This is a genomic window from Paenibacillus thiaminolyticus, from assembly GCF_003591545.1.
GTDB lineage: Bacteria > Bacillota > Bacilli > Paenibacillales > Paenibacillaceae > Paenibacillus_B > Paenibacillus_B thiaminolyticus_A.
In genome coordinates this window covers 119,036-143,091 of sequence record NZ_QYZD01000014.1, presented here as the reverse complement: position 1 = coordinate 143,091, position 24,056 = coordinate 119,036, and the positions used below count along the sequence as shown (strand labels likewise).

The 24,056-nt window shown below is 57.8% G+C and carries 21 protein-coding genes; 14 read left to right on the top strand and 7 right to left on the bottom strand.

All coding sequences use genetic code 11. The annotated features are described in order from the left end of the window. The first annotated feature begins 575 nt into the window (after window positions 1–575). Together DQX05_RS16545 and DQX05_RS16540 are read left to right on the top strand one after the other, a co-directional pair. On the top strand, window positions 576–1,943 hold the full coding sequence (locus DQX05_RS16545; protein ID WP_259392055.1) for an MFS transporter: 1,368 nt from the start codon (window positions 576–578) through the stop codon (window positions 1,941–1,943). A gap of 212 nt (window positions 1,944–2,155) precedes the next feature. Beyond that, on the top strand, window positions 2,156–2,764 hold the full coding sequence (locus DQX05_RS16540; protein WP_119794637.1) for an ArsR/SmtB family transcription factor: 609 nt from the start codon (window positions 2,156–2,158) through the stop codon (window positions 2,762–2,764). A 77-nt stretch (window positions 2,765–2,841) separates the two neighbouring features. On the opposite strand, the gene DQX05_RS16535 is transcribed toward DQX05_RS16540, so the two are convergent. The 3 genes from DQX05_RS16535 to DQX05_RS16525 are packed head-to-tail and all read right to left on the bottom strand — an operon-like array spanning window position 2,842 to window position 6,075. Continuing rightward, a complete protein-coding gene (locus DQX05_RS16535) occupies window positions 2,842–3,924 on the bottom strand; it encodes an efflux RND transporter periplasmic adaptor subunit (protein WP_119794636.1) in 1,083 nt (360 codons plus the stop codon). A 46-nt stretch (window positions 3,925–3,970) separates the two neighbouring features. Beyond that, window positions 3,971–5,353 (bottom strand): ABC transporter permease, encoded by a 1,383-nt coding sequence (locus DQX05_RS16530; protein ID WP_119794635.1) that lies wholly within the window; start codon window positions 5,351–5,353, stop codon window positions 3,971–3,973. Next, the gene (locus DQX05_RS16525; protein ID WP_119794634.1) at window positions 5,350–6,075 is read right to left on the bottom strand and encodes an ABC transporter ATP-binding protein; all 726 of its coding nucleotides are present in this window, start codon (window positions 6,073–6,075) and stop codon (window positions 5,350–5,352) included. Before DQX05_RS16525 ends, DQX05_RS16530 begins: the two co-directional genes overlap by 4 nt. Window positions 6,076–6,352: 277 nt before the next feature. Between DQX05_RS16525 and DQX05_RS16520 the strand changes: the two genes are divergently transcribed. Together DQX05_RS16520 and DQX05_RS16515 are read left to right on the top strand one after the other, a co-directional pair. Further along, window positions 6,353–7,105: a pseudouridine synthase gene (locus tag DQX05_RS16520; protein WP_119794633.1), complete on the top strand. Its 753-nt coding sequence runs from the start codon at window positions 6,353–6,355 to the stop codon at window positions 7,103–7,105. 26 nt (window positions 7,106–7,131) lie between these two features. Next, window positions 7,132–7,944, top strand: coding sequence for a Cof-type HAD-IIB family hydrolase (locus DQX05_RS16515; RefSeq protein WP_119794632.1), 813 nt, complete (start codon window positions 7,132–7,134; stop codon window positions 7,942–7,944). 72 nt (window positions 7,945–8,016) lie between these two features. Here DQX05_RS16515 and DQX05_RS31435 read toward each other — a convergent pair whose 3' ends face one another. Continuing rightward, window positions 8,017–8,109 (bottom strand): YjcZ family sporulation protein, encoded by a 93-nt coding sequence (locus DQX05_RS31435; protein ID WP_220483185.1) that lies wholly within the window; start codon window positions 8,107–8,109, stop codon window positions 8,017–8,019. A gap of 217 nt (window positions 8,110–8,326) precedes the next feature. Between DQX05_RS31435 and DQX05_RS16510 the strand changes: the two genes are divergently transcribed. Further along, window positions 8,327–9,025 (top strand): hypothetical protein, encoded by a 699-nt coding sequence (locus DQX05_RS16510; protein WP_119794631.1) that lies wholly within the window; start codon window positions 8,327–8,329, stop codon window positions 9,023–9,025. Window positions 9,026–9,269: 244 nt separating this feature from the next. On the opposite strand, the gene DQX05_RS16505 is transcribed toward DQX05_RS16510, so the two are convergent. Continuing rightward, window positions 9,270–10,700: an RsmB/NOP family class I SAM-dependent RNA methyltransferase gene (locus tag DQX05_RS16505; protein ID WP_119794630.1), complete on the bottom strand. Its 1,431-nt coding sequence runs from the start codon at window positions 10,698–10,700 to the stop codon at window positions 9,270–9,272. A gap of 570 nt (window positions 10,701–11,270) precedes the next feature. Here DQX05_RS16505 and DQX05_RS16495 point away from each other — a divergent pair. Both DQX05_RS16495 and DQX05_RS16490 read left to right on the top strand, forming a co-directional pair. Further along, entirely contained in the window at window positions 11,271–12,212 is a 942-nt protein-coding gene (locus DQX05_RS16495; protein ID WP_119794628.1) for an ABC transporter ATP-binding protein, read from the top strand. Next, window positions 12,209–12,967, top strand: a complete 759-nt coding sequence (locus DQX05_RS16490; RefSeq protein ID WP_119794627.1) for an ABC transporter permease — start codon at window positions 12,209–12,211, stop codon at window positions 12,965–12,967. The genes DQX05_RS16495 and DQX05_RS16490 overlap by 4 nt, the downstream gene beginning before the upstream one ends. Before the next feature lie 50 nt (window positions 12,968–13,017). Here DQX05_RS16490 and DQX05_RS16485 read toward each other — a convergent pair whose 3' ends face one another. After that, window positions 13,018–14,199 carry a GGDEF domain-containing protein gene (locus DQX05_RS16485; RefSeq protein ID WP_259392052.1) on the bottom strand — a complete coding sequence of 394 codons (1,182 nt, stop codon included), beginning with the start codon at window positions 14,197–14,199 and terminating at the stop codon, window positions 13,018–13,020. 103 nt (window positions 14,200–14,302) lie between these two features. On the opposite strand from DQX05_RS16485, the gene DQX05_RS16480 reads away from it, so the two are divergent. The 4 genes from DQX05_RS16480 (at window position 14,303) to DQX05_RS30895 (ending at window position 20,356) form a co-directional block, all read left to right on the top strand. After that, complete coding sequence (locus DQX05_RS16480; protein ID WP_119794625.1) at window positions 14,303–15,436, top strand: glycosyltransferase family 4 protein; 1,134 nt, start codon at window positions 14,303–14,305, stop codon at window positions 15,434–15,436. A gap of 92 nt (window positions 15,437–15,528) precedes the next feature. Next, on the top strand, window positions 15,529–16,863 hold the full coding sequence (locus tag DQX05_RS16475; protein ID WP_119794624.1) for a metallophosphoesterase family protein: 1,335 nt from the start codon (window positions 15,529–15,531) through the stop codon (window positions 16,861–16,863). Next, window positions 16,860–20,114 carry an AAA family ATPase gene (locus tag DQX05_RS16470; protein WP_119794623.1) on the top strand — a complete coding sequence of 1,085 codons (3,255 nt, stop codon included), beginning with the start codon at window positions 16,860–16,862 and terminating at the stop codon, window positions 20,112–20,114. The genes DQX05_RS16475 and DQX05_RS16470 overlap by 4 nt, the downstream gene beginning before the upstream one ends. A 56-nt stretch (window positions 20,115–20,170) precedes the next feature. Further along, window positions 20,171–20,356: a macro domain-containing protein gene (locus tag DQX05_RS30895; protein ID WP_119794622.1), complete on the top strand. Its 186-nt coding sequence runs from the start codon at window positions 20,171–20,173 to the stop codon at window positions 20,354–20,356. 186 nt (window positions 20,357–20,542) lie between these two features. Here the strand turns inward: DQX05_RS30895 and DQX05_RS16460 are convergent, their stop codons facing one another. Beyond that, a complete protein-coding gene (locus DQX05_RS16460) occupies window positions 20,543–21,655 on the bottom strand; it encodes a YkvI family membrane protein (RefSeq protein ID WP_119794621.1) in 1,113 nt (370 codons plus the stop codon). A gap of 146 nt (window positions 21,656–21,801) precedes the next feature. Here DQX05_RS16460 and DQX05_RS16455 point away from each other — a divergent pair, with 146 nt between their 5' ends. The 3 genes from DQX05_RS16455 to DQX05_RS16445 all read left to right on the top strand — a co-directional run bounded on the left by DQX05_RS16455 (window position 21,802) and on the right by DQX05_RS16445 (window position 24,050). Continuing rightward, window positions 21,802–22,416: a DedA family protein gene (locus tag DQX05_RS16455; protein WP_119794620.1), complete on the top strand. Its 615-nt coding sequence runs from the start codon at window positions 21,802–21,804 to the stop codon at window positions 22,414–22,416. A 604-nt stretch (window positions 22,417–23,020) separates the two neighbouring features. Beyond that, window positions 23,021–23,752 (top strand): 3-oxoacyl-ACP reductase FabG, encoded by a 732-nt coding sequence (gene fabG, locus DQX05_RS16450; RefSeq protein WP_119794619.1) that lies wholly within the window; start codon window positions 23,021–23,023, stop codon window positions 23,750–23,752. A gap of 46 nt (window positions 23,753–23,798) precedes the next feature. Then, complete coding sequence (locus tag DQX05_RS16445; protein WP_119794650.1) at window positions 23,799–24,050, top strand: acyl carrier protein; 252 nt, start codon at window positions 23,799–23,801, stop codon at window positions 24,048–24,050. Window positions 24,051–24,056: the final 6 nt, after the last annotated feature.

The window sequence follows — 24,056 nt, the reverse complement described above, 5'->3', positions numbered from 1 at the left end:
AAAATAGCAGCAATTCCCTCCACACGTTCAAGCCCCAGGAGGCAACGATGCCTCCGGAAGGCAATGGATGCCTCCGGAAGGCAATGGATGCCTCCGGAAGGCGATGATGCCCCCAGGATCCGACGTGGTCTTCTTGGATCCCGTAAAATCAGGCCGTTGAGAAGTCTATGGGGGATTTTCGCCACGTCATTTTTTATATCGTGGAGCTCGTCTCTCAGTCAAAAAAATTCTGAGTGCCAAGTTTTGAGTAGGAAAATGGACATCTCCTCTCTTTTTCGTATTTTTAGGGTTTGTGTTTACAATGGGAAGCTTACTTGACTGACAATCGAATTTTCCCGAGTAAAGGGTTGTCTCTACGGGAGACAGCCCTTTTTGGCGTTGCCGCAAATGGTTGCCACTGGAAGGCAGGCAAAAGGAAGGGAAAGGGAGCTAGAGCAAAGCAAAATATTCGGAAAGGAATGCGATTTTTATCGTTAAAAATATTTTTAATGAAGATATATAAAAGACTCTTTACAAATCATCTTTTGCCGTTAAAATATATTTTAACGATAAAAATTATTTTGGAGGTCATCCTTATGAAACTGCTCTTCAACAATTCTTCCTACCGCCGGTTATGGTGGGCGCAGCTCATCTCCGAGCTTGGGGACGGAATAACCCGCCTGGTCGTTATTTTCCTGGTGGCTCACCTGTCGGCCAGTCCGCTGGCGCTGAGCATGGTCGTGTTATCTCAAGTACTGCCTCAGATGCTGTTCGGGGCATTCGTCGGGCCGCTCGTCGATCGGATCAACCGTCCGCTGCTGATGGCCGCGTCGGATATCTACCGCGCGGGCATCGTGCTGGCGTTCATCCTGGCGCAAGACAGCCTGCCGTTCATCTATGTGCTGATCTGGCTGCAGGGCATTGGCACGGTCTTTTTCGAGCCGGCGCGCTCCGCCCTTATCCCGCGCCTCGTCGGCAAGGAGCAGATTAGCGCCGCCGTATCTCTGTCGCAGGCCACATTTATGGCCATGAGGCTGGTAGGCCCCGCACTAGCCGGCCTGCTCATTCCGCTCGGTCATTTCGGCTGGCTGTTCACTTTCAACGCCATTACTTTTCTGCTGTCCGCCGTCTTCGTCTTCTCGCTGCGGGGAGTGGAGCCATTGAAGTTGAGCAGCGCGCAAGCGAAGGGCGTCAAGACGGCAACCGACGAATCTGAAGAGCATGAAGGAAGGGGAGCACAGCAAGAGAAAGAAGCGAAGATGTCATATATGGCGTCGTTCAAAGAGGGGCTCATGCAAATGTACCGGCATGAAGGCTTGTTCGCGCTGCTTATGCTGATTGTACCGGTGATGCTGGTCGTCGGTGTCATCAATTCGAACCTGAATGCGGCGCTGCTCCAGACGTTCCGCATTCCGGCGGAGCATTTCGGCTTCGTCTCCAGCGTCATTGGCGCCGGAAGCATCATCGGCGCGATCGCGGCGCCTCACCTGCTGCGCCGCATTCAACCGAGCACGCTGCTACTGACCGGGATAGCGGGCATAGGAGCCTCTTGTATCTTCATTCTGCCGCTGGCGCCGATATACGCCAATACGAGCGTCATCAGCATCTACGTGTGGTCACTCTTGACCGGGTTCACGATCTCTTGCACGAATGTACCGCTCAGCAGCTTGTTCCTTACTCTGATGCCGGATGAGATTAGGGGCAGGGGGTCTGCCGTATTCGGAACCGTCACCGAGACGGGCACAGTGCTCGGGATTGGCCTGGGCGGGTTGTTCGCGGTCTGGTTCGGGGTGCTGGAGGCCACGGCCGTGGCAGGGGGGCTGCTTGTTATTGTCTCTATCGTTTTCCCTCTGTTAAAATATAGTCGAGCCTTGAAATCCGAGTTCAAAAATGACGGTTTTCAGCACCGAGAAGGTGGCACGAACTTGAAGAAGGAGCAGCGCAGTGTAGGCGAGACTACATGAGCTAAAATGTTTCCGCAGGAAACATACTTCGGAAGCATACGCTCTTCGAGAGTGAGTGCAAGATTCGATGTCGAATAACATCTTGCGTTACATCGTGATCAAAAGCGGAATTTTTGAACAACCTATTGAAAAGTAAAGGAGCAGGCACGATGAATCCGCCGGAGGGAGACGCGCAAGCGGCTATGCCTTCTAGCGGTTAAGGAGGCCATGGATTGAAGAATCACCGTATTATTTCAGATCTTGAGCTGGCGAAGGCCCTGCTTGACTCGAGAAGAACCCAAATACTGCGAGTGGCGCGGGAAGAGCCGGTAACGGTGAAGCAGTTAGCGGAACGCCTGAACGAGAAGCCTTCCCGCTTATACTATCATGTCAAAAAGCTGGAGGAGCTGGATCTGCTGCAATTGGTGGAGACGAAGCAGCATGGCAATCTGATCGAGAAGTATTATCAGACGAACCCGATGCAGCGCAGTTATACATTCGATCGCGAATTGGCGGCGGAGAATCCCGCCTTTATTGTACAGGAGCTGTCGCGGCTGTTCCAGGAAGGGCTCGGCATCATCGAAGAGCAGATTCAGATGGAGCGCCACGGGGAGAAGATGCTGGCCGAGGCGAATATCGCGTACCGCAGGATGACTCCGGCTGAATGGGGGCACAAAATGGCGTTGATCCAGGGGGCGGTAACCGCAGAGAACGGCTCCGATACGGTCGAGCCCGATGAACAAGAAGATATGGGATCCTACGCCGATCAGACGGAGGAGGACGACTATGTGTTCGTCACGCTGTCTTATCGGCTGAAGGATGTGCAGACGCCGAAGCCGTGACAGGCCAACGGAAGAAAGCGGAAGAGCCCCCGGCATGATGATTGCTTCATGCCGGGGGCTCTTGCTCTGGCTGGTTGCTATTGCAGGACGACCTGATCGCCTTCCTTCAAGCCCTCCAGTACTTCCGTTTTTTCCGGAGTCTCCATTCCGATCTTGATATCTCTTCGTTCTACTTGTCCGTTGCCTTTGTCGAGGAAGACATAATACTGGTCCTTCTCGCGCAGCACGGCCACGGTTGGAACGACGATAGCGTCATCCTTGCGCTCGGTCTCGATCTGGCCGGTCAGGCTCAATCCGGCGATGAGTTGCTTATTCGCCTCCAGCGAGATGATGACCTCGAATTGAGCAGGCTGATTCGTATTTTGCTGATCGGTGCCTGTCTTGGCGAATTTGGATACTTTGAGGACCTTGCCGGTCAGCTTGACCTGCTTCAGGGCGTTGATCTTCACTTCGACCGGCATTCCTTCCGCGATGCGGAATACATCCTGCTCTCCGACAAGTGAGACGAGCTGGAGCTTGTTCAGATCAACGATCTTGCCGAGGCGGTCATTGCTGTTCACCTGGGAAGGAATCTTCTTCGCATCCTCGAACAGGAAAATGCCTGACGCCTGGGCGCGGTAGTTCGCTTCATTCAGCTTCTTCTGCTTGTCCGCGATGTCCCGTTCCTGAATATCCAGGGTGACCTCGCTTAATTCCTTTTGAAGCTTCTGACCTTCCTGCTGCACGAATACTTTTTTACGGTCCGCCTCCGTTACGCCTAGCGCCTGATCCTCCAGGCCGAGCGCGCTCTGGACTTCCGTCAGTCTCATTTCGAGGCGCTGCTTCTTGATAGTCGCCTGCGTCTGCGCGATTTCATTCTCCAGAGCGGTCGAGTCGAGCTGGAACAGCACGTCTCCTTTTTTGATTTGCTGGCCGTCCTTCACGTTCCACTGTCTTACTTCGGCGCTGAACGGAGCGTGTACGAACGTCTCCTGCTCATAGCCTGACTTCCCTTTGACTTCGATGCTGTTCACCAGCGTCTCTCTCGTCACGGGGAAGGTGATGGCGTCATTGTTCTCCATTCCCGTCTCCTGGACGGGAGGATTGCCGAATGAATAGAGTCCGTAGCTGATTCCGGCGAGTACCAGGATAATGATTGCCCATTTTATTTTTTTCTTCATTCCGGTGAGCGGACCTCCTTAGTCTATAGTTGTGGCGCGACTGCGATCAATCGCGCTTGATGGCCGTCAGCGCATCGGTGCGCGACGCGCTAATCGCAGGATAGAGACCCGAAATGATCCCGGTCATAATCGCGAAGGCGATGCCGATCGGAATAAAGTTGGACGAGATGAAAATAATCGGATCCCCGCTCCCGTCTGACATGGCTCCTGCGGTCGCCCCGTTGATCGCCCAGACGATCCAATAGGACAGCATAATGCCGACCAGACCGCCTACCAGGCCAAGCAGCGCCGCTTCGATGATGAACATATTGCGGATCTGCTTCAGGTTGGCGCCCAGCACCTTCATAATTCCGATCTGGCGGCGGCGTTGATGCGTTGACATCGTCATCGCGACGACGATCGAGATAGAAGCGATGAACAGGACAAACAATCCGATGCCGAGGGCGATCGTGCGGATGATCGCGAACTGCTCCTTCAACTGCTCCAGGTAATGAAGGTTGGTGCTCGTGTTAAGGACAAGCTTTTTGATTTGCTTTTCGACTTGCTCCACATGCTTTTGATCGTCAACCTTGACGAGAAGCGAATTGTATGTACCTGGCTTGGGGACGGAATCCCCTTCGATCTTCAGCTCTTGCTGCAGTAATTCGGCGGTCTCCAGCGAGACGTACGCTTTCTTGTCATAGATGAGCATGTCATCCGTGATGCCGGCCGGCTTCTTGAGCACGGCGGACACGCGAAGCGGGGAACTGGCATGCGGCCGGTTGGTGTCCTCCCCGAACGAGTTCAGCCGAATCTGGCGCTGATAGAGCGAGCTCGGCGTTTGCTCCAGAATACGGAGTTGCTTCCGTAATGTTTCGTCATTCGGGTTCTCCATGAACTGCATACTCAGATTGTCATACTTGTCCTGCGTTTCCTCATCGAGGAGGCCAAGGGTGGCCCCGTAACTCAGAATGACGGTCCCCGTCAAATCGGAAGCACCGCCCTGCATGAATTCATAGCCGAAGTCGGTCAGCGAATTGAGGTCGGTGCCGCTAATCTCCAAGCCGGCCTTGCGCTCGTCGGCGGTCTCCATCTGCATATAGCCGAGCTGCTGAAAAGCCGCTACCGCCTTGACGTGCGGAATGTTACGGATGACCTCCAGCTTCTGATCGGTGATCTGTCCCCGTTCCTCGGCTTCGCTGTTATCGCTTTTGCTTGCGTTATTTGCGCCCGGACCCGTTGCGCTCTTGTTCGGAGCGACAGTGATCTCGTCCATTTTCAGAAAAGAATTCAATTGCTTCTCCACGAACACCTGGGCCGATTCCCCGACGCTCATAGCGACCACGATAGACGCGCAGCCGATTGATATGCCGATGGCACATAAGGCAGTGACCACCTTGCGCCGCTTCAACTGATCCCAGGACAGGCGGATATAGTCAGCGATTCTCAACGGGTCTCACCTCCGGACGGGACCGCTTCTTCCCGAGCTTGCTCCGGTGCGGGGCTGTCATCGTGCAGATGGCCGTCTCTCAGTGTAAGTATGCGCTTCGTCTGGCCAGCCACCTCATGCTCGTGAGTGACAATGATGAATGTCGTATCCATTGTCTTGTTCAATTGCTTCAAAATCGCGATAATCTCCTCCTCGGTGCGCGTGTCGAGATTCCCCGTCGGCTCGTCGGCAAAAATAACGGACGGCTCGGTGATAAGCGAACGGGCGATACTGACCCGCTGCTGCTGTCCGCCCGAGAGCTGCGACGTGAACAGCTCTGACTTGTCGGGAAGGCCGACCTGCTCCAGGAGGCGCATCGCCTTGGCCTTCCGGTCCGAAGGGGCGACGCCCTGAAAGATGAGCGGCAGCTCGACGTTCTCCCGCACGGTGAGATTGGCGATGAGCTCATAGGCTTGGAAAATAAACCCGATATGCCCGCGCCGGAATTCAGCCAGCTGGTTCTCATTCATCGTGACGATATTTTTATCGGCGATATATATGCTGCCTTCCGTCGGCTTCATCAGTCCTGCCATCAGATTCAGCAGGGTTGACTTGCCGGAGCCGGAGCTCCCGAGCAGGGCGACCATCTCTCCGCGCTGGACACTGAACGATACCGAGTGCAGCACCTGAGTCGTCTCCGGCCCGTTCTTGAAGGCGTGCGACAGATTTTCAACACGTAACATCCGTCTCCTCCTCTCTCTCATTGTCTGTTGTCCGGATGATTTGTGAAAACAATGTTTTCATACGGATATTGTACAATAAAGTTTCATCGTTGCGCGATACATGACAATAATGTAAGTCTGCTTGCCGATAGACGATAAGAGCGGGAAGCAACCCTTTACCGGTTTCTTTTCCAAACGGACAACAACATGGTATGCTGATAAGGACATGTTCCGCATTAGGGCCATGCGATCCGCAGGGACAAGAACGGTTACAGGCAGAGGAGGTGACCCTGTCGTCATGGGCAAAATGATGCGGATCGACAAGCTGCTGGCGCATATGGGCCGAGGTTCCCGGTCGGATATCAGAAAATGGGCCAAGACGGGGCGGATATCCGTCAACGGCAAGAGCGTGAAGGATAGCGGCCATCAGGTCGATCCGGAGCAGGATGTCGTCCGGCTGGACGATGAGATCGTGCTGTACCGCGAATATATTTACGTGATGATGAACAAGCCGCAGGGCGTCATCTCGGCGACGGAGGATACGCGCGAGAGGACAGTGCTCGATCTGCTCCCGGCAGCGCTGCGGCATTTCGAGCCGTTCCCGGTGGGGAGGCTGGATAAAGATACGGAAGGATTGCTTCTGATCAGCAACGACGGGCAGCTGGCCCACCAGCTGCTGTCTCCGAAGAAGCATGTCCCGAAGACCTACTTCGCTCATGTGGCGGGCCAAGTGACCGCCGAAGACGGCGCCAGCTTCGCTGCGGGCGTAACGCTGGATGACGGTTATGTAACGGCTCCGGCGCAGTTGAATATTCTCGGCCACCGAACGGATGAGGAAGAGAACGTTCTATCGGATATCGAGCTGACGATAACGGAGGGCAAATTCCATCAGGTGAAGCGGATGTTCGCCGCGGTCGGCAAGAAGGTCGTCTATTTGAAGCGTCTCTCGATGGGAACGCTGGAGCTAGACCCGCAGCTGAAGACCGGACAATGGCGCGAATGCAGTCCGGAAGAGATAGAACGGCTTCGCTCGGGACACAATGAGGGATAGAACTGACAGAAGGGGAGAGAAGACCTATGAATTACCGAATGATTGCCTTGGATATGGACGGGACGCTGTTGAATGACGATCACGCGATTACGGGTCGAACGGCCGCTACGATACGCAGCGTGGCCGAGCAAGGAGCGGAGATCGTGCTCTGCACCGGACGCGCCCCGCAGAGCACCCTGCCTTATCTGGACGAGCTGGGACTGGAAGGGGTTGTCATTACGCATAACGGAGCGGCGACAGTCGCTTCGAAGGGCCGGCGCATTCTGCACCGGTTCGATATTCCGCCGCAAGAGCTGGACCCGTATATCCAATATTGCCGTGAGCAAGGCGTTCATTTCAATATCAATACGGTGTTCGATCTGTATGTGGATGACCGGGCAGGGATGATGCCGGAGATGGTGGATCTCTACGCGCAGTTCCTTATCGAGCCGAAGCAGCTTCTAAGCTGGGAAGCGCTGGAGGACGCGCCGGTCAAAATGACGATTAGCGGGCAAAAAGAGGACATGGATCGGGTGGAGGCGGAGTTGGGGTTGTGGGATCATCAATTGCATTATATCCGCTCCGGGGATTATTTCATTGATATTATGCACCAGAATGCGACCAAGGGCAGCGCGGTGGCGAAGCTGGCGGAGCTTCGCGGCATCGCTCCGGAGCAGGTGCTCGCCATCGGCAATTACTATAACGATCTGTCGATGATTCAATTTGCGGGTATGGGCATCGCAATGGATAATGCGCCGATTGAGGTGAAGGCGGCCGCACAGGAAGTCACGAAGTCGAACAATGAAGAAGGCGTGCATGATGCGCTAGTCAAGCACTGTCTGGAAGCGGGAGCGCGTTAGGCTTCCGCGATGGACGGGATAACGCGGAGTAAGGCGGGGGCAGCCCCGCCTTTGCTTGTTCCTGCTTGTTTTCTAGAAGATGAACGACCGGGATACGATGACCAGCAAAATGAACAATACGAGAATAACGCCTGTCGATGTGAAATGCCCAAATCCTGCACCCATGGAAACATTCCTCCTTGTTCGAGATGAAAGCGGAACAGCGGGATGGATGTGCCGCCGGGACGGTGTCCTCCTTGTTCCGACATCCACAGAGTATGCAGGCGAATCCGCCTTCGATTGGACGGATATCCTGAGCCGTCTGGGAGGAATGTAACGGCAAGGAACGGGCAAGCTTATAGTAATACCGGATATACCGGAAATGGTAAGGGAGGACACGCAGATGATTCAATTTCGCCCTGACTTCCGGACGGCAAGCGGGGAATCGCAGGACGTGCTGTTCAAGGGAGCCTATGCGGGGGAGTTCATCTGGCTGTACCGGGAGCGGGAACGGCTACAAGGGATCTTCATCATGGACGGGACCGATGTACAGGAGCGCCACCGGAGCGCTATCGAGGAACAGGTCGAGCGCTATGTCCGGCATACGGCGGATGCGCTGGGTGTCGCCGATCTGGAGGTCGTGTTCGTGACGGGACAAGTGCAGCGCATTGTCACCAATGATGATGCTGCGGAATATCGGGCGGAGGCGCCGGGGCAGCAAGCGGAGCCGTTCGGCATCAGCCCGGAAGACGGGCGGGAGATCGCTCCGGACGGGGAGGACATGACCGAAGGGGCGGACGATCGGATTCACGTGATTTTGGCGCGGGATGACGGCAGCGCGCTGCTCTATGATATTTACCGCGATCAGAACGGCTCTCTGCCTGTCGGAGAGGCGACTATCAGCACTGACGGTCCGGAAATGTCCGGGTATATCGATTTTCGGGTACCGGGAACGGGGGCCGATCGGGCCTGCATCGGCCAGGAGCTCGCCTGTCAATTGGCGAAGGATAAGCAGGTGCAGTCGCTCCATCTGACGATGATGTTCCATAATGAGATGATTGACGAATTGCTCGTGGACTGCGCGTCCGACGGGCAGGGGTAACCGTTAACCTTGCAGAGGCAAAGCTCCCGAGGGGCATTTGAAGCTGCAAGGTTAGCGGTTTTTTGTATGTTGGGCGGGAGCAAAGATTCCATGCCCGTGCATAGGTCTTGCATCGCCTTATCAACGTTCTCCCCTTGGGTCAGGAGCTCGTGCTTGCCGAGGCAGAGATTGGCTCTCGTAGGCGAGAGGAAACGTATTGGGCAGCGTGACAAACAACGGCAGACAACGACAGACAACTCCTTGCTTAACGGAGGGCGCGGAGACCTTTGGGAAGATGGTTCTTGATCATGCCGTCGGACGCCTTGCCCCAGCCGATCGGCAGGCCGTCGACGCCGATGAGGGTCCAGCCCTTGGCGGCGCCTTGCTCCGGGTTCAGCGCGATCGGTTCGCCGTGCAGATAAGCGGCAATGCGCGGATCGTCCGCCGCCATGTCGCAGCAGAGCGCGGCCTGGTCCGCGGCGGTGCAGGCCATTGCCAGCGCATGGGCCGGTTCAATGCGGTTCTTGCGCATATGGGCGATATGAAGCCCGGGACGAGGCAGGCGCAACCCGGCGAATACGGAAGCGTCGTCCAGCAGCGCCCGCGCCGCAGGATGGGCATCAGGAACGTAGTACAGCTCGTCCCCGAACAGCAGCGGCCTCCCTGGCGGAAGCTCCAGGCCGGGCAGATGCTCGCGGGCCCATTCGGCGTACTGCCGGAACGCGGCCGCCGCCGGATTCGCTCCGGCAGAACCTTTGGCCTTGCGTCCGCCGGGCCGGCGGGATGGGGGACTGGCCGTTCCATCCGCCGCGCCTGGTGCGGAGGGGGATTTCTTCAACAATGCGACGAAATGCCCTTCGCCCCGATGGCGGTGCGGCCACAGCCGTTCCATGCGCACCAGCTCGAATTCGGGATAGGTCTCCAGCCAATGGGCGATGATGTTCTCATTTTCCTGGCGATTGAAGGTGCAGGTGGAATAGACGAGGCTGCCCCCCGGCCGAAGCATGCGGACAGCCGCCCGGATAATATCTCTCTGACGGAGCGCGCATGCCTCTACATGCTCGGGCGACCATTCCTTGACTGCTTCCGGATCCTTGCGGAACATCCCTTCGCCGGAGCAGGGCGCATCCAGCATAATGCGGTCGAAGCTGTAGGGGAACCGTTCGGCCAATGCATGCGGATCCGCCTGGGTGACGATGCAGTTGACGATGCCCATCCGTTCCATATTTTCGGCCAGTATTTTGGCCCGCTGCGGGTGGATCTCGTTGGCGATAAGCAGTCCTTCGCCCTTCATCCGCCCGGCAATCTGCGTCGCCTTCCCTCCCGGAGCTGCGGCCAGATCAAGCACGAACTCGCCCGGCTGCGGATCGAGCAGCTCGGCGGCCGACATGGCGGAAGGCTCCTGGATGTAATACAATCCGGCATGATGGTAGGGATGCTTCCCGGGCCGGGACGATTCTTCATAGTAAAATCCTTCCGGGCACCACGGGACGGGCTCCAGACCGAAGAGGGCGGCCGCATTATGGCGGGCCGTCTCATGCCGGCTCCACTTCCCGGGTTGAACGCGCAGGCCGTAAGTCCGGCGCGCTTGGTAGCTGTCGAGGAAGGGCTCGAACGGCTCGTTATCCGCTTCGAATTGGCGCTTCATCTGTTCTTGATAAGCCAGAGGCAATTCATCAGGCAGTGATATTGACATCGCATTAACTCCTTGTATGATAAAATGGGCCATGCCATCGTCATCCCAGGCAAGAAAAAAGCCGCTGATTCCCGGTAAGAGAACGAGCGGTAATCTGCGCTTTCTCATGTAGCTTGCCCTGAACGGCGAGCCGGAATCCGGCGTACGGTCATGACATGGCCAAAAAGGACTACATCCATCCGAACATATCCATGCTTCCACCTTTGCGTGTATACTCGGTACAGATTCATGATCGTTAAGCCGTTACAATTTTACTATAACCGAAGCGTATGATTCAATGATAGACAAGCATCTTCTGGCCGCTGAACATGAGCCCTCGCAGCAGAGCAAAGCATCCGCGCAACGATTGGATCCAACCGGGCCGCCGAGCGAAAAGAAGGCCTGCAAACCGAAGGAATTTGGAGGCAAGCGAAACGAGTTGGCCGATATTGCGTACGAAATAGATGTCCGGTCCGATCGCCAGCCGCGGCAATGTGGATTACGCAGTTGGAATGAAGGGAAGAATCCGGTAAAGTAAGTCAGAGAGATACAGCAACATGAGCAGCTGTATTATGGAAGGAGTGAGATTCGATGCAAGCCACCGATGATACCGTTGTAGAATTGGAAGGCGTGACGAAGAAAATTCGGGGGAAAACGATTATCGATAATTTGTCGTTCCGCGTGCGGCGCGGGGAAGTCTATGGCTTCCTCGGTCCAAACGGCGCAGGGAAGACGACGACGATCCGCATGATCGTCGGGCTGATGTCCATGACGTCGGGACGAATCCGGATTGAGGGTCATGACATTCGGACCGACCGGGCCAAAGCGATGACTCATGTCGGGGCGGTCGTCGAAAATCCGGAGCTGTACAAATTTATGAGCGGACGCAAAAATCTGCTTCATTTCGCCCGCTTGAGCGGCAAGTCGATCAGCGAGGAGCGGATCGAGGAAATCGTACGGCTCGTCGAGCTCGAAAATGCGATAGACAAAAAGGTAAAGAACTACTCGCTAGGGATGCGGCAGCGGCTCGGCATCGCGCAGGCCCTGCTTCACGATCCTTCGATTCTGATATTGGACGAGCCGACGAACGGGCTCGATCCGGCCGGCATCCGGCAGCTGCGCGACTATTTGCGCCGCTTGGCGCGCGAGGAGAAAATCTCGATTCTCGTATCGAGCCATCTGCTCTCGGAAATCGAATTGATGTGCGATCGGGTCGTCATCATCCAGAACGGCAAATTTGTCGGGGAGCGGGAGCTGAATCCGTCCGCAGACGTGGCGGAAGCGCGGCAGGCGACGATCTATCTGGACGTGGACCGGGCCGAGGAAGCGCTGCAGGCGCTCGCTGCGGCCGATTGGCCAGCGTCCCTGGACGAAGCGCGTTCCGGCATCACAGTGAATGTGATGCGGAACGAGGTTCCGCAGGTCGTCGAGAGGCTGGTCCACGCGGGCATCGCGATCTATGGGGTCCGGACCTCGGCGCCGACGCTGGAAGATACCTTCCTGACGATGACGAAAGGAGGCCGGATCGAATGAGTTACTTTTTCTCGCTCGTCCAGAATGAATGGATGAAGACGAACAGCAAGCGGCAAGCCCCGTATTATTATATTTTTCTCGCGTTGATGGCGGTGATGCTCGGCGTTGTCGCCCGGTTTTTCGTGTTCAAGGACGGAGCCATGTCTTATTTGGGATTTGCCGATACGTTCGTGTCCATCGCCCGGTCTCTGACCACGTTCTTTATCATCATCGTCGCGGCGCAGACCATTACGGACGAATTCAAGGACGGCACGATCAAGCAATTGTTAATCCGGCCGGCGAGCCGCGCGCTTGTCCTGGCCTCGAAATGGGTGAATGCGCTCCTTGTGCTGTTTGCGGCCTATATGATTATTTTGCTGCTTGGATTGGGTGTCGGCGCGGCGCTGTTCAATCTGTCCGCTGAGGACGCTTCTTTGATGGATTCGGTCGTGGCGCTCTTTCTTGGTTACTCGGATGCTGCTTTTCAGCTGACGCTGGCATTCATGATTGCGGTGCTGACCCGAAGTCTGGGCTTGTCCATCGTGCTGCCGATCATTTTCCAGATTCTTGCCGGAACCGTCACAATGATGCTCTATCAGAAGGTATGGTACAAATGGCTGGTGTTCCCGCATTTAAACTGGGGGCCTTATTTCGGAGAAGGCCAATTGCCATATGAGGGGGCGACGATAGGCTTCAGCCTTATGATGTACGCTATATATTTTGCCGTGCTGCTCGCCATCTCGTTCTTCGTCTTCCAGAAGCGCGATGTGCAGTGAGCGATGAACAGCGCCCCTGCCGGAATTCATTCCGGCAGGGGCGCTTCTGTTCAATGGCCGCCGCCCGTGGAAGCGCGCTTGCGCCGGCGGGGGCTGCCGATCGTCTCATAATCGGTAACTCGATTCTTGCCTGTCGTCTTCGAGTGGTACATCGCCTGATCCGCTTCTCTTACCAGCTCCTCGGGAGTCATCCCGCTGCGCAGCGTGCTGTGGCCGACGCTGACGGTAACGCTTGTCTCCGCCTCCACCCTACGGCGGATATTCTCGGCGAGCTGCTCCACGCGGGCATAGGGATCGACGATCAACGCCACCAGTTCCTCGCCTCCGAAGCGTCCCGGAATGCCGGCTTCTTCGACTTCCTCCCGAATGATCGCGGAGACCAGCTTCAGCTCATCATCCGCCTTGTCATGTCCCTGCGTATCGTTCAAGCGCTTGAAATTGTCGATGTCGCAAAAAATAAGCGAAACGGCGGCCTCCTTCTGCGCATAGCTCTGCATCGCCTTGAAGAGGTAGCGGCGATTGTACAGCTGGGTCAGCCCGTCGGTAATCGAGGAGCGGTACGTCCGCTGTAGATGCTCGACCACGCGCTCGAACAAAATGAAGAACATGAGCGTGAAATAAACGAGCGGAAGCCCGTGCTCCAAGTAGAACAGGAGTGCGCTCATTCCGCCGAAATAAATCGAGTTGACGGCGGACGACAAGTTCATCAAAAAATTGACAAGCAGGGTGAACGCGTACTTCACCCGCTGTCCCGCACGCGGGCCAATCCAGAAATAACAGAATACGGTGAACGTCATATGATAGACTATCAGCGGCCATGTCGGCTTGGCGGACATTCCGTACTGCTCCGCCAGGATGAGAGACAGGGCGGCGGCGCCCGCCAGCAGCAGCAGAGCGGTCAGCGCGTACATCCGCATTCTCCGGTTGCTGCGCTTGTACAGCCGCAGCACCGCCAGATTCATCAGCAGAAAAGAAAACGCTTGCAGAGAGGTTCTTCCTATGCCATACTGGTCGGACCATCCGGGAAACCACTCATAATCGGTTAGGTTCAATGTCCGCTCGAACGCGATGAGAAGCAAGGCGGCGATGAATAGAATATAGGCTCCGGAACGCTGCCTGGAATAGAGGCGAACGGTCATCAAAAGCATAATGAACAAAATATACATCATACACGCCGACGTCACCGCGACGGCGGTGCTGCCGGAGAACTCTGGGGTAAAAAGCCGATTCATCGCAATCGATAGCTCCATTTGCGTAGTCTTTACTGAAACATATGTTCTAATATATCATAAATGGTAGACATCGAAAAGCGAAAGCAACATGAAGGAGGCTGGCATGAAAATATTGCAGGCGTTGTTTTTCCCGCCGGAACAGCCGGGAGGCGTGTCCTCCATGGTTCCATATATACAAGACCGGTTCCAGCTCCCCCGCTGGGAGATGGAGCTGTTCTCGCTGCCCAAGCGGCTGCGGGGCAAAGGACAGGAGGAGATCGCGTTCACGACCTTCGACTGGACCGCATACGGCGATTCTCCGATCGTCGTCAAATATATTCAGACGATCCGCGACTACATATGGTGGACGAGACGGCGAATCACCTCCTCTTATGATCTCATCCATGCCCATCATCCGATTGCCGGCTGGGTGATGAAGCGGCTCTTCCCTGAGTCGCCGGTCGTTCTGACGGTTCACTCCAGCTATGAGCGGGAGCTGCTTCTGAACGGAAAAATCGAGCCGGACGGGCCGGAATTCCGCTTCTTGACCTCCCTGTACGGGGAGCTGGAAGCGCATGTCGATCTGATGATGACGGTATCGAATTCGTTCCGGCATGACCTGGCACCCTACGTCGCTCGACCGGAGCGGATCGAGGTGCTGCCGAATGGCTTCGACGAGAAGCGGTTCCGGCCGATTGCCCATGAGAATGAAGTGCCTCAGCTCATTGTCGTATGCCGCCTCGTCCCGGCGAAGGGGCTTGATGTGCTGCTCCGGGCTTGCGCCGAGCTGAAGCGGCGCGGCCGTCCTTATGTGCTCCACATTATCGGCGACGGTCCGATCCGCGAGGAGCTGGAGCAACTGGCTCAGGAGCTAGGCATCTATGAAGAGACGATATTTTATGGCTATATGCTCCATCCGGAGGAGTTCATGCCGTTCTCGGATATCTTCGTGCTGCCGTCCCGCGCGGAGGCGTTCGGCTCGGTGTTCGCGGAGGCGGCGCTGTGCGGGCTCGCCCTGGTGGGAACGAATGTCGGCGGCATCGCTGAGCAGATCACCGACGGCGTGAACGGGCTGCTCGTGCCCGTCGACGATCCGGACGCGCTCGCCGTGGCGCTGGAACGGGTTATGTCGGACCCGGCGTTCCGCTATGAGCTGTCCCGGACGGCCTGGACGAAGGCGAAGCAGGATTACTCGCTGAGCGGCGTCGTGAACGATCTGAAGCGAATCTATCTCCGCTTCCGCGTCAAGGCGGAATGACTTCGCCGTCTGGAGAATGTCTATCCAGCCATGCGAACGCCCGGCGGCCATCTGCCGGGCGTTCGCGCACGAACAGGAGAGGAGAGAGGAAGTTGAAACCATTTCGCTTCATACATGCGGCAGACCTGCATGTGGACAGCCCGTTCCGGGGCTTGAAGGAGCTGCCGGCTTCGCTGCGCTCGCGCGCCGTCGAATCGACCTTCGCCGCGTGGGACGCGCTCGTGGATCTGGCGGTGCGGGAGCAGGCCGCATTCGTCGTCGTCAGCGGCGACCTGTATGACGGCAAGGATCGGTCGCTCAAGGCTCAGTGGCGTCTCCAGCGGGGAATGGAACGGCTGGCGGCGCACCGGATTGCGGTCTATCTGATTCACGGCAATCACGATCCGCTGCATGAAGGCGTGCAGTGGGCATGGCCGGACAATGTGACCGTCTTCGGCACCGGCGCGCCCGGCATGGCGTTGGCCAGCCGCGCCGACGGGACGCCGCTGGCGGTGATCGCCGGGATGTCTTACGGCGAGTCCGCAGTAAGGGATAATCTGGCCGCGCGTTATCCGTCCGAGCCGGAGAAGGCGCTGGCTGCTGCAGAGGCGGACGGCTTGCCGGAGCGGGCCCGCTTGTTCCGTATCGGCATGCTGCATGGGACGGTCGACGGGCGGCCGGGCCATGATCCGTATGCGCCCTGCTCCAAGCGGGAGCTTATCGCTGCCGGGTACGATTATTGGGCGCTCGGCCATATTCATCTGCGGGAAGTGCTCCATGTGTCCCCGTATATCGTCTATCCCGGCAATACGCAGGGACGGCATGTCAAGGAGACCGGGGCGAAGGGCGCTTACGTCGTCGAGGTGGACGAGCGGCGTCATGTGTCACTGCGATTCGAGCCGCTCGATCAAGTCCGCTGGTACGATGAGGCCGTCGATATCGCGGATCTCGGCGATATGCAGCAGGTGATGGAACGGCTGGACGCAGCGCTGGCCGGATTACGCCAGCAGAGCGGCAGCCGCCTCGTCTTCGCGCGCCTTACGCTCGTCGGGCGCACGGCCCTCTACCGCGAGCTGCAGCGCCAATCGTTGGAGCAGCAGTGGGCGGCTGCGGCCAACGAGCAGGAACTGGAACGGATGGAGCGTTCCGGTTCGACGGACGGGGTATGGATCGCCGAGGTTCGCATGCGGTGCCGCCCTGATCTGGATCCTGCCGTCTGGATGGAGTCGGACAGCTTCCTCGGCGATCTGGTCCGGCTGGCGGATCGGGGCAGGCAGGACAGCGCCCTGCGGGATGAACTGCTGGCCGAAGCGCTTCGCGCCTTCCAGGCGCAGCCACGGCTTCGTCAATGGCTGGCCGATCAGCTGGAAGAGGCGGCGGAGGACTGGCTGCAGGAAGCGATGCTGCTGTCGCTCGAAGCGCTGCATGAAGGAGGGAGCGCATCATGAGGCTGCTGCATCTGCATGTTAACGGCTTCGGCGAGCTGCGAGATCTGGAGCTCGATCTGGCCGAGCCGGGGAAGCCCGGCGGCATTACGCTGCTGCTCGGCCCGAATGAGGCGGGGAAAAGCACGATTGCCGCCTTCCTGCGGGGAATGCTGTACGGCTTCCCGAAGCGCGGGGGCGCGGCCGGCCGCTATGAGCCCACGGAAGGCGGCGTCTACGGCGGGCGGCTTGCCGTGGAGGACGATCAAGGACAGGAATGGCGGATCGAGCGCCTGGAGCGGAACGGAAGCGTGCAGACGGTCATCCACCGCCGGGGGGCCGACGGCCGCCTGGACCGGATGACCCAGGCCGCGCTGGAGACGGAGCTGCTGGGCGGCCTGAACGGGGAGCTGTTCCGGCGTCTGTTCGCGATTACACTGGACGAGCTCCATACGCTGCAGGCGCTCCAGGGCGACGAGGTCGGCGCTTTCCTGTACGATACCGGCCTCGGGGGCGGCCGTCAGGTCGCCGAGGCGGAACGGTGGCTGCAGCAGGAAGCGGACAAGCTGTATAAGCCGCGCGGCCGCGCGCAGGACCTGGCGCATACGCTGCAGGCGCTCGATAGGGCGGACCGGACGCGGCGGGAAGGCCAGGCGCAGGCGGCGCGGCTTGCCGACGTGGAAGCGCGGCTGGCGGAAGCGGACGCCGGGCTTGATGCGGCTGCCGCCGCGCGCCGCTCCGTCCGCGAGGCGTTGGCCTTGACGGAGCGCGCCGCCCATGTCAGCGAGACGTGGGTGCGCCTCGTCGCGGCCCGCGAAGCGCTGGCGGGACTGCCGCCACACGCGGATTGGCCGCCCGATGCCGCCGCGCGTTGGGAGGCGAACGAGCGCCGACTGGCCGAGGCGGAGGCGGCGCTCGCCCGCGCGGAGGAGCAGCGGTCCGCGTGGGAACGGCGGCTCGCCGCGCTGCGCCCGCAGGGGGCGCTGCTGGCGCTCGCGCCCGAGGCACGCCGCTTGGCCCGGCAGGCGGATGCGGTCCGCCACTGGCAGGAGACCGCCGCTGAGACCGAGGCGGAAGCCGCGCGGCTTGCGGCGGAGCTGCGCCGCCTGGCCCGCCAGACGGATTCCGGCTGGACGCCGGAGCGGCTGCTTGCCTGCGGCGCGAGCTTTACGCAGGCGGAGCAGGCCCGGGCCGCGCAGACGGAGGCCGATGCCTTGAGCCGGGCGCAGGCCCAGGCCGCCGCTGCGGCCCAGCGGGCGGCCCGCGAGGCGGACGCGGCTGAGGCCGAACGCCGCGAAGCAGAGCGCGCGCTCGCGCGGCATACGGCGGCCGGCGTGCGCGGCACCGGCTTCGCGCCGACGCCGGCCCAAGCCGAGGAGGCCGTGCGCCGCGGCCAGGCGCTGCAGGACGCGCTCGCGTCGCGGCAGGCCCTGGCTCCGGCGCGGCCAACCGGCCGGGCGGGCCGGGCGGCTCGGGCCGCCGGGGAGCGCCGCAGCCCGGCCGCGGCCGGCGCGTACGCCTTCGGCGGCGGCGCGCTGCTGTTGGCCGCGCTGCTCGGCTTCGCGGCGGGCCAATGGCTGGCCGCCGGGGCGGTGGCGGCCGTCGGCCTCGCCGGGACGCTCGCGTGGGCGTATGCCAGCCGCAGCGGGCACGCCGGCCGGGCTGGGGCTGGAGGCCCCGCGGACGAGGGCAGCGCGGCCGAACGCATGGCCGTGCTGCAGGCCGAAGCGCTGCGGGGGCTGCTTGGCCCGCTCTGGCCCGGGCGCGGCGGCGCGGCGCTGCCTGACGCTGCGGAGCAGCAGGCGCTGGCGTTGGTGCTGGCCGATACGGCCGAGTGGACGCGCGAGCAGGCGCAGCTGGCCGATCGTGCCCGGCATGCGGCCGAGGGTGCCGCTGCCGCCGGGCGGCGGGCCGATGCGTTGGCGGATGAAGACGAGGCAGCCCTGACGGCGGAGAGGGGGGCTGCCGGGCGCTGGCGCGGCTGGCTGCTGGAGCGCGGGCTGCCGGAGTCGCTCAGCCCTGCCGGCGCGCTGGAGCATCTCCGCCGGGTGGAGCAGGCGCTCGATATGGAGAGCCAGCGGGAACGGCTGCTGGAGCGAGCCTCCCGTCTGCGGCGGCAGATCGAGGAGGTCGAGCAGGAATGCGCCCGGCTGCTGAAGGCTGCCTGGGGAGCTGCCGAAGGAGACGGCGAAGCGGCCGTGGCGGCCGAGCGCCGGGAAGCGGAGGGGACGGATTCGGAGGATGGCCTCCCGGACGAAGCGGCGGGACGCCGGGGCTTCTCTTCCATCGGGGAGCTGTATCGGTTGCTGGAACGGCTGGAGGCCGAAGAGAAGCGGCAGCAGGAATATGAGCGCGGCGTAGAGCAGCATGAAGCGGCCATGGAGTTATGTCAAGCGGCGGCCCGGGAAGCGGAGGACGCCCGCAAGCGGAAGGAACGGCTGCTGGCGGAAGCGGGCGCGAAGGAGGAAGCGGAGTTCATCTTGCGGATGAAAGCCGAAGCCCGCCGGCAGGAATGGGAGCGGACGCTGCAGGAGAGCGAGGCTATCGTGTACCGCGGTGGAAGTCCGGAGCAGTGGGCTCCGCTGGAGGAACTGCTGACCTACTATGATGGTGCCGAGCTGGAGCGGCGTGCCGCTGAATTGCAAGCGGAGCTGGAGCGGTGGGATGCTCGTAGCAGCGAAGGCGAGGAGCAGCGCGGGCGGTTGAGGGAAGAGCATGAGCGGCTGACGGCCGAGGTCGAGGGGGCGGCGCATCATCACGAGGCGGCGATGAATGAAGCGAAGCTCGACGAACAGGCGTCCCGCTATGCGGTGCTGGCGCTAGCCCGAACGCTGATCCAGCGGACGAGGCGGCTCTACGAGCAAGAGAAGCAGCCGGAGGTGCTGAAGCGGGCGGCGGCTCATCTCCGGGCGATGACCGAAGGAAGGTATGTCCGGGTGACGGCGCCGTATGGCACGAAGCGGCTGGAGGTGGAACGGGCAGACGGGCGCATAATCGACAGTTCCCTGCTGAGCCGCGGAACGGCGGAGCAGCTGTATCTGGCGATGCGCTTCGCCTTGGCGGAAGAAATGTCCCCTAAGGCGACGCTTCCTCTGATTCTGGATGACATTCTCGTCAATTATGACCGCAGGAGGCTGGGGCTAGCCGTACAAGCGCTGCATCGGCTCTCATCGTCTCATCAAATCGTGATGACGACCTGCCATCCGCATCTGGCGAAGGCGTTCCGGGATGAGGTGGCGGATGTGCGCATTGTGGAGCTGGGGCCGATCGGATAAGCTGCGGCAAGATGGAATCGAGGCCGGCATGGCGCGCCTTGGGGAATTTATTCCTTATGTCGGCCCGGGATTGCGGTCGAGTTCAAAAAAGATTCAAGCAGCCAACCTATGAAGCATTGATACAAGCCGTTGTCTCGATGAGAGTCGTATGCTTGGAGGAAGGCATTACGGCGCTGGCCATACCGCAGGTCGGCTGCGGTCTTGATAAGCTGCAGCGGGGAAAAGTGAGAGAGAGATTATAAAAGAAGTGTTTGCCGAGACGGACCTAGAAATTGTTGTGTGTACGCTATAAGAACGTAATAGGGAACAGGGCACTGCGGCAGACAAAACAAAAGCATCCGCCGCAAGCGCGAAGCGCAGCGGCGGATGCCAGGCAAGTCCCGAAGCAGCCTTGACTTGGCAAGCTGCATAGCAAGATGGCGTGCTCGTCATTTTTTGCGCGGCAGCGGCTTCAGCCTGATCTTCCCTGCCTCGGGAGAAGGGGCGATGGGCGGTGGCGGCCCGGGCTTCGCCGGTTGGGCCGCCCGCAGCAGCAAATAGAGCCATATGAGGCTGAACATGCCGAACAACGGGTACAGGAACGAGAGCAGATTGCGGAAGCCGAACTGGCTGATGATATAGCATATCATCATAATAAGCGCTGATATCAGCTTCTTCGGCATTCCGGTGCGTTGGTGGAGTTGGAGCGTAATGCCGTATAGATCGGCGATGAAGGTCGTGAATATTTCCGAAAAGATGAGCAGGACATAAATGAGCTGGATGGTGAGGCCGAGCGTATGCGCGATCTCCCCCATCGGAATGTCGAACTGCTGTATGCCAGGCATATGCACAGAAAGAGCCAGATGGCCTGCCAGCAGCAGCACACCGATGAGAACGCCCCCGATCGCTCCCCCGATACGTATGATTTTCTTGTTCGGCATTGAGGCGCCCAGCGGGACGAGCACCGCCTGGGCCATCGCCAGATTGAACGCGCTGTACAGCAGCGGAGCGGTCCAAGCGGCATACCACGATTTATCCGTCGTCATGGTGAAAACCCGGCCTGCGTTCGGCATATGCAGCGTGTTGGTCACGATAATGACGGTGAAGACGAGCATCGTCGGCACGACGAGCGAGTTCAGGCTCAATATCGCGCTCATTCCTCGATTGATGATGAAATAGGAGGCTACGACCGTCAGCAGCAGTCCGGTCTGGTAGTGAAAATTCAATTGCTGGACGAAGACGGAGCCCGCGCCGGCGAGCATGACCCCGTTCACGCACACAATGACGATCATCGCGAAAATACTGACCCAGCCGCCCATCCGGGAGCCGAACAAATAATGGTTCACATCCTCATAGGAACGGGCCTGGATCTGATGGGCAATCAGCATCAGCTTCGTTCCGAGGGAGAGAAAGATGATGGTGGACACTCCGATCGTGAGGGAAGCGATCCATCCGTATTTGGTGAAAAATTGCAAAATCTCCTGACCCGTCGCGAACCCGGCTCCGACGACGGTTCCGACATAAGTGAAAGCAATTTGTAATATCCGCAGCGTCTGTCTCAACGATTAGGCGCCTCCTTGTCCGACGAAGCTTGGTGCGAAGGATTGAGCTATAGCTTGTTCGCATTACTATACGTATGATAAGCTTGGGCCGGACATGACTCCCTCAATATGGTAAGATAGTTAAGAAGTGAGAGGAGGAGCCTTGATTGCTAGAGATTACATGGGCATTGACCCATTTCGGGTACATAGCTTTATTTTTTTTGCTCGCGCTTGGCATCGTCGGACTGCCGATACCGGATGAGACGATCATGGTATTCGTCGGCAGCTTGACAGTGGAAGGGCCGTTCGGTTATGTGGCGGCCTTCGCCGTATGTCTTGCCGGGAGCATGACCGGCATGACGGTCAGCTACATCGTGGGACGGAGGGTTGGCAAGCCGTTGCTGGATCGGCACGGCAAGCGGGTGAAGCTGACGCCTGCCCGGGTGGAACGCACCGAGCGCTGGTTCCAGCGGTTCGGTCCATGGGCCATCGTCTTCGGGTACTTTGTTCCTGGCTTGCGCCACTTGACCTGTTACCTGGCCGGAATGGCACGGATGAATTGGTCTCTTTATTTATTTGCAGCCGGAACGGGAGCGTTGATCTGGGTCGCCACTTTTTTAACGATAGGACATTTCGTCGGAGTTCATTGGGAGGCGGCGGTTCATTGGATTCATACAAAAGGAACGCTATATATGGTGGGCTTGGCAGCGACGCTCATGTTCGTCGGCTCGCTCGCCTTCGTCCTTGTCCGGCGCCGCGTGCGCCCAAAACAAACGCCTTGATCCGCAGCGGATTCAAGGCGTTCTATGATCAGGAAGGGAAATTAAGATATAGCCGGTTTTCCTAAACCCAGATTTTTTTCACAAACGGCAGGCCGCAATCCATACGATTATATCACCGATGCTACATCGAGATAACTAGACAGAGCCATCACATGCGCAGAATGTTGATAAAATCTATGGGAATACTCAAAAAGGAAGGAACTATCCTAATCGTCGTGAAGACCATGAGTAGATAAAATGCCAGCGGATTGAATCCCCCTCGAAGCAACTTGGACATGAGATCGACATGATGAATAGCCCTTCCTATTAACACGAGGAGATGCGCTGGTCATGTCTTCTCCTTGATGCACCTCTCCTTCACAGTTAACTTTGCCCTTGGTTAAAAAAATAGAAAAACTTCTTATTAATTTACACAGAATCCTATTTTTACCTAAATAGACTATACCAAATATTCTCTTCTAATGGTATAATCCACGAGGTAATGGGGGTTTACACCATTATAGGTAAAAAAGGAGAATGGAATTGACGGGGAATTGGTCCCGCTAAGCATCATAAGATTTATTAATAATTTAGCTTAGCTGTACCGATCAGAAGGAGGTTTCTATTGCTTACAGGACAAACATTTTTAGTTACGGGCGGGACGCGTGGTATCGGTAAAGCCACAGTTACGGCCCTTATCGAGGCAGGAGCAAATGTTGGTTTTACTTATCAAAGCAACAAGGAAGCTGCCGATGAACTTTGTTCCATGCTAGGGGAGAAAGGCCGAATTCTGGCTATTCATGCAGATGTACAAGACTTTTCTCAAGCAAAACTTACTATTGAAAAAGTAAAGGATCGCTTCAAGCAATTGCATGGAGTCATTATTAATGCCGGCATAACGAAGGACAAGTCATTCTATTTGATGAATGAAGAAGATTGGGACGCTACGATGCAAGTCAATCTGAAAGGTACATTTAACTATGCACGAGCTGCCATTTACGATTTCATGAAACAAAAATACGGAAGAATCGTTTGCGTTAGCTCTGTAAGCGGAATGAAGGGAATTCCTGGACAAGCAAACTATTCTACTACGAAAGCTGGCCAAATCGGCTTTGTAAAAACGTTAGCGAAGGAAGTATCGAGATATGGAATAACGGTAAATGCCGTTGCTCCAGGTTATATAGAAACAGATATGTGGAGGACCATTCCCGATAACCATAAGGAGAAAATACGGCAAGAGATCCCTCTTGGCAGAGTTGGGGAACCGTCTGAAGTTGCAGATGCCATATGTTTTTTATTGAAATCAAGTTACATCACAGGAAGTGTGATTACAGTTGATGGCGGGTTACACGTATAATTCGAAGATGTGGTTTCAAAAAAATATAAATATTGGAGGTTTTACTATGAATGAGCAAAATATTAAAGAAATCTTGAAAACAATTGTTATGGAGATTACAGAAATAGAAGATTTTGAAGAGGATCAAAACTTTATTGAAGATTTGGGTATCGATTCAATGATGACTATTGAAATTGTGGCTCGTATTGAAAAAAAATTTAAGATTACCGTTCCGGAAAGCGACTTGCCACGTTTAACAAATCTGCATCAAACCTGTCTCTGTGTTCAAGAAATCATAAGTGAAATGCAAACGGCTTAATCTTGA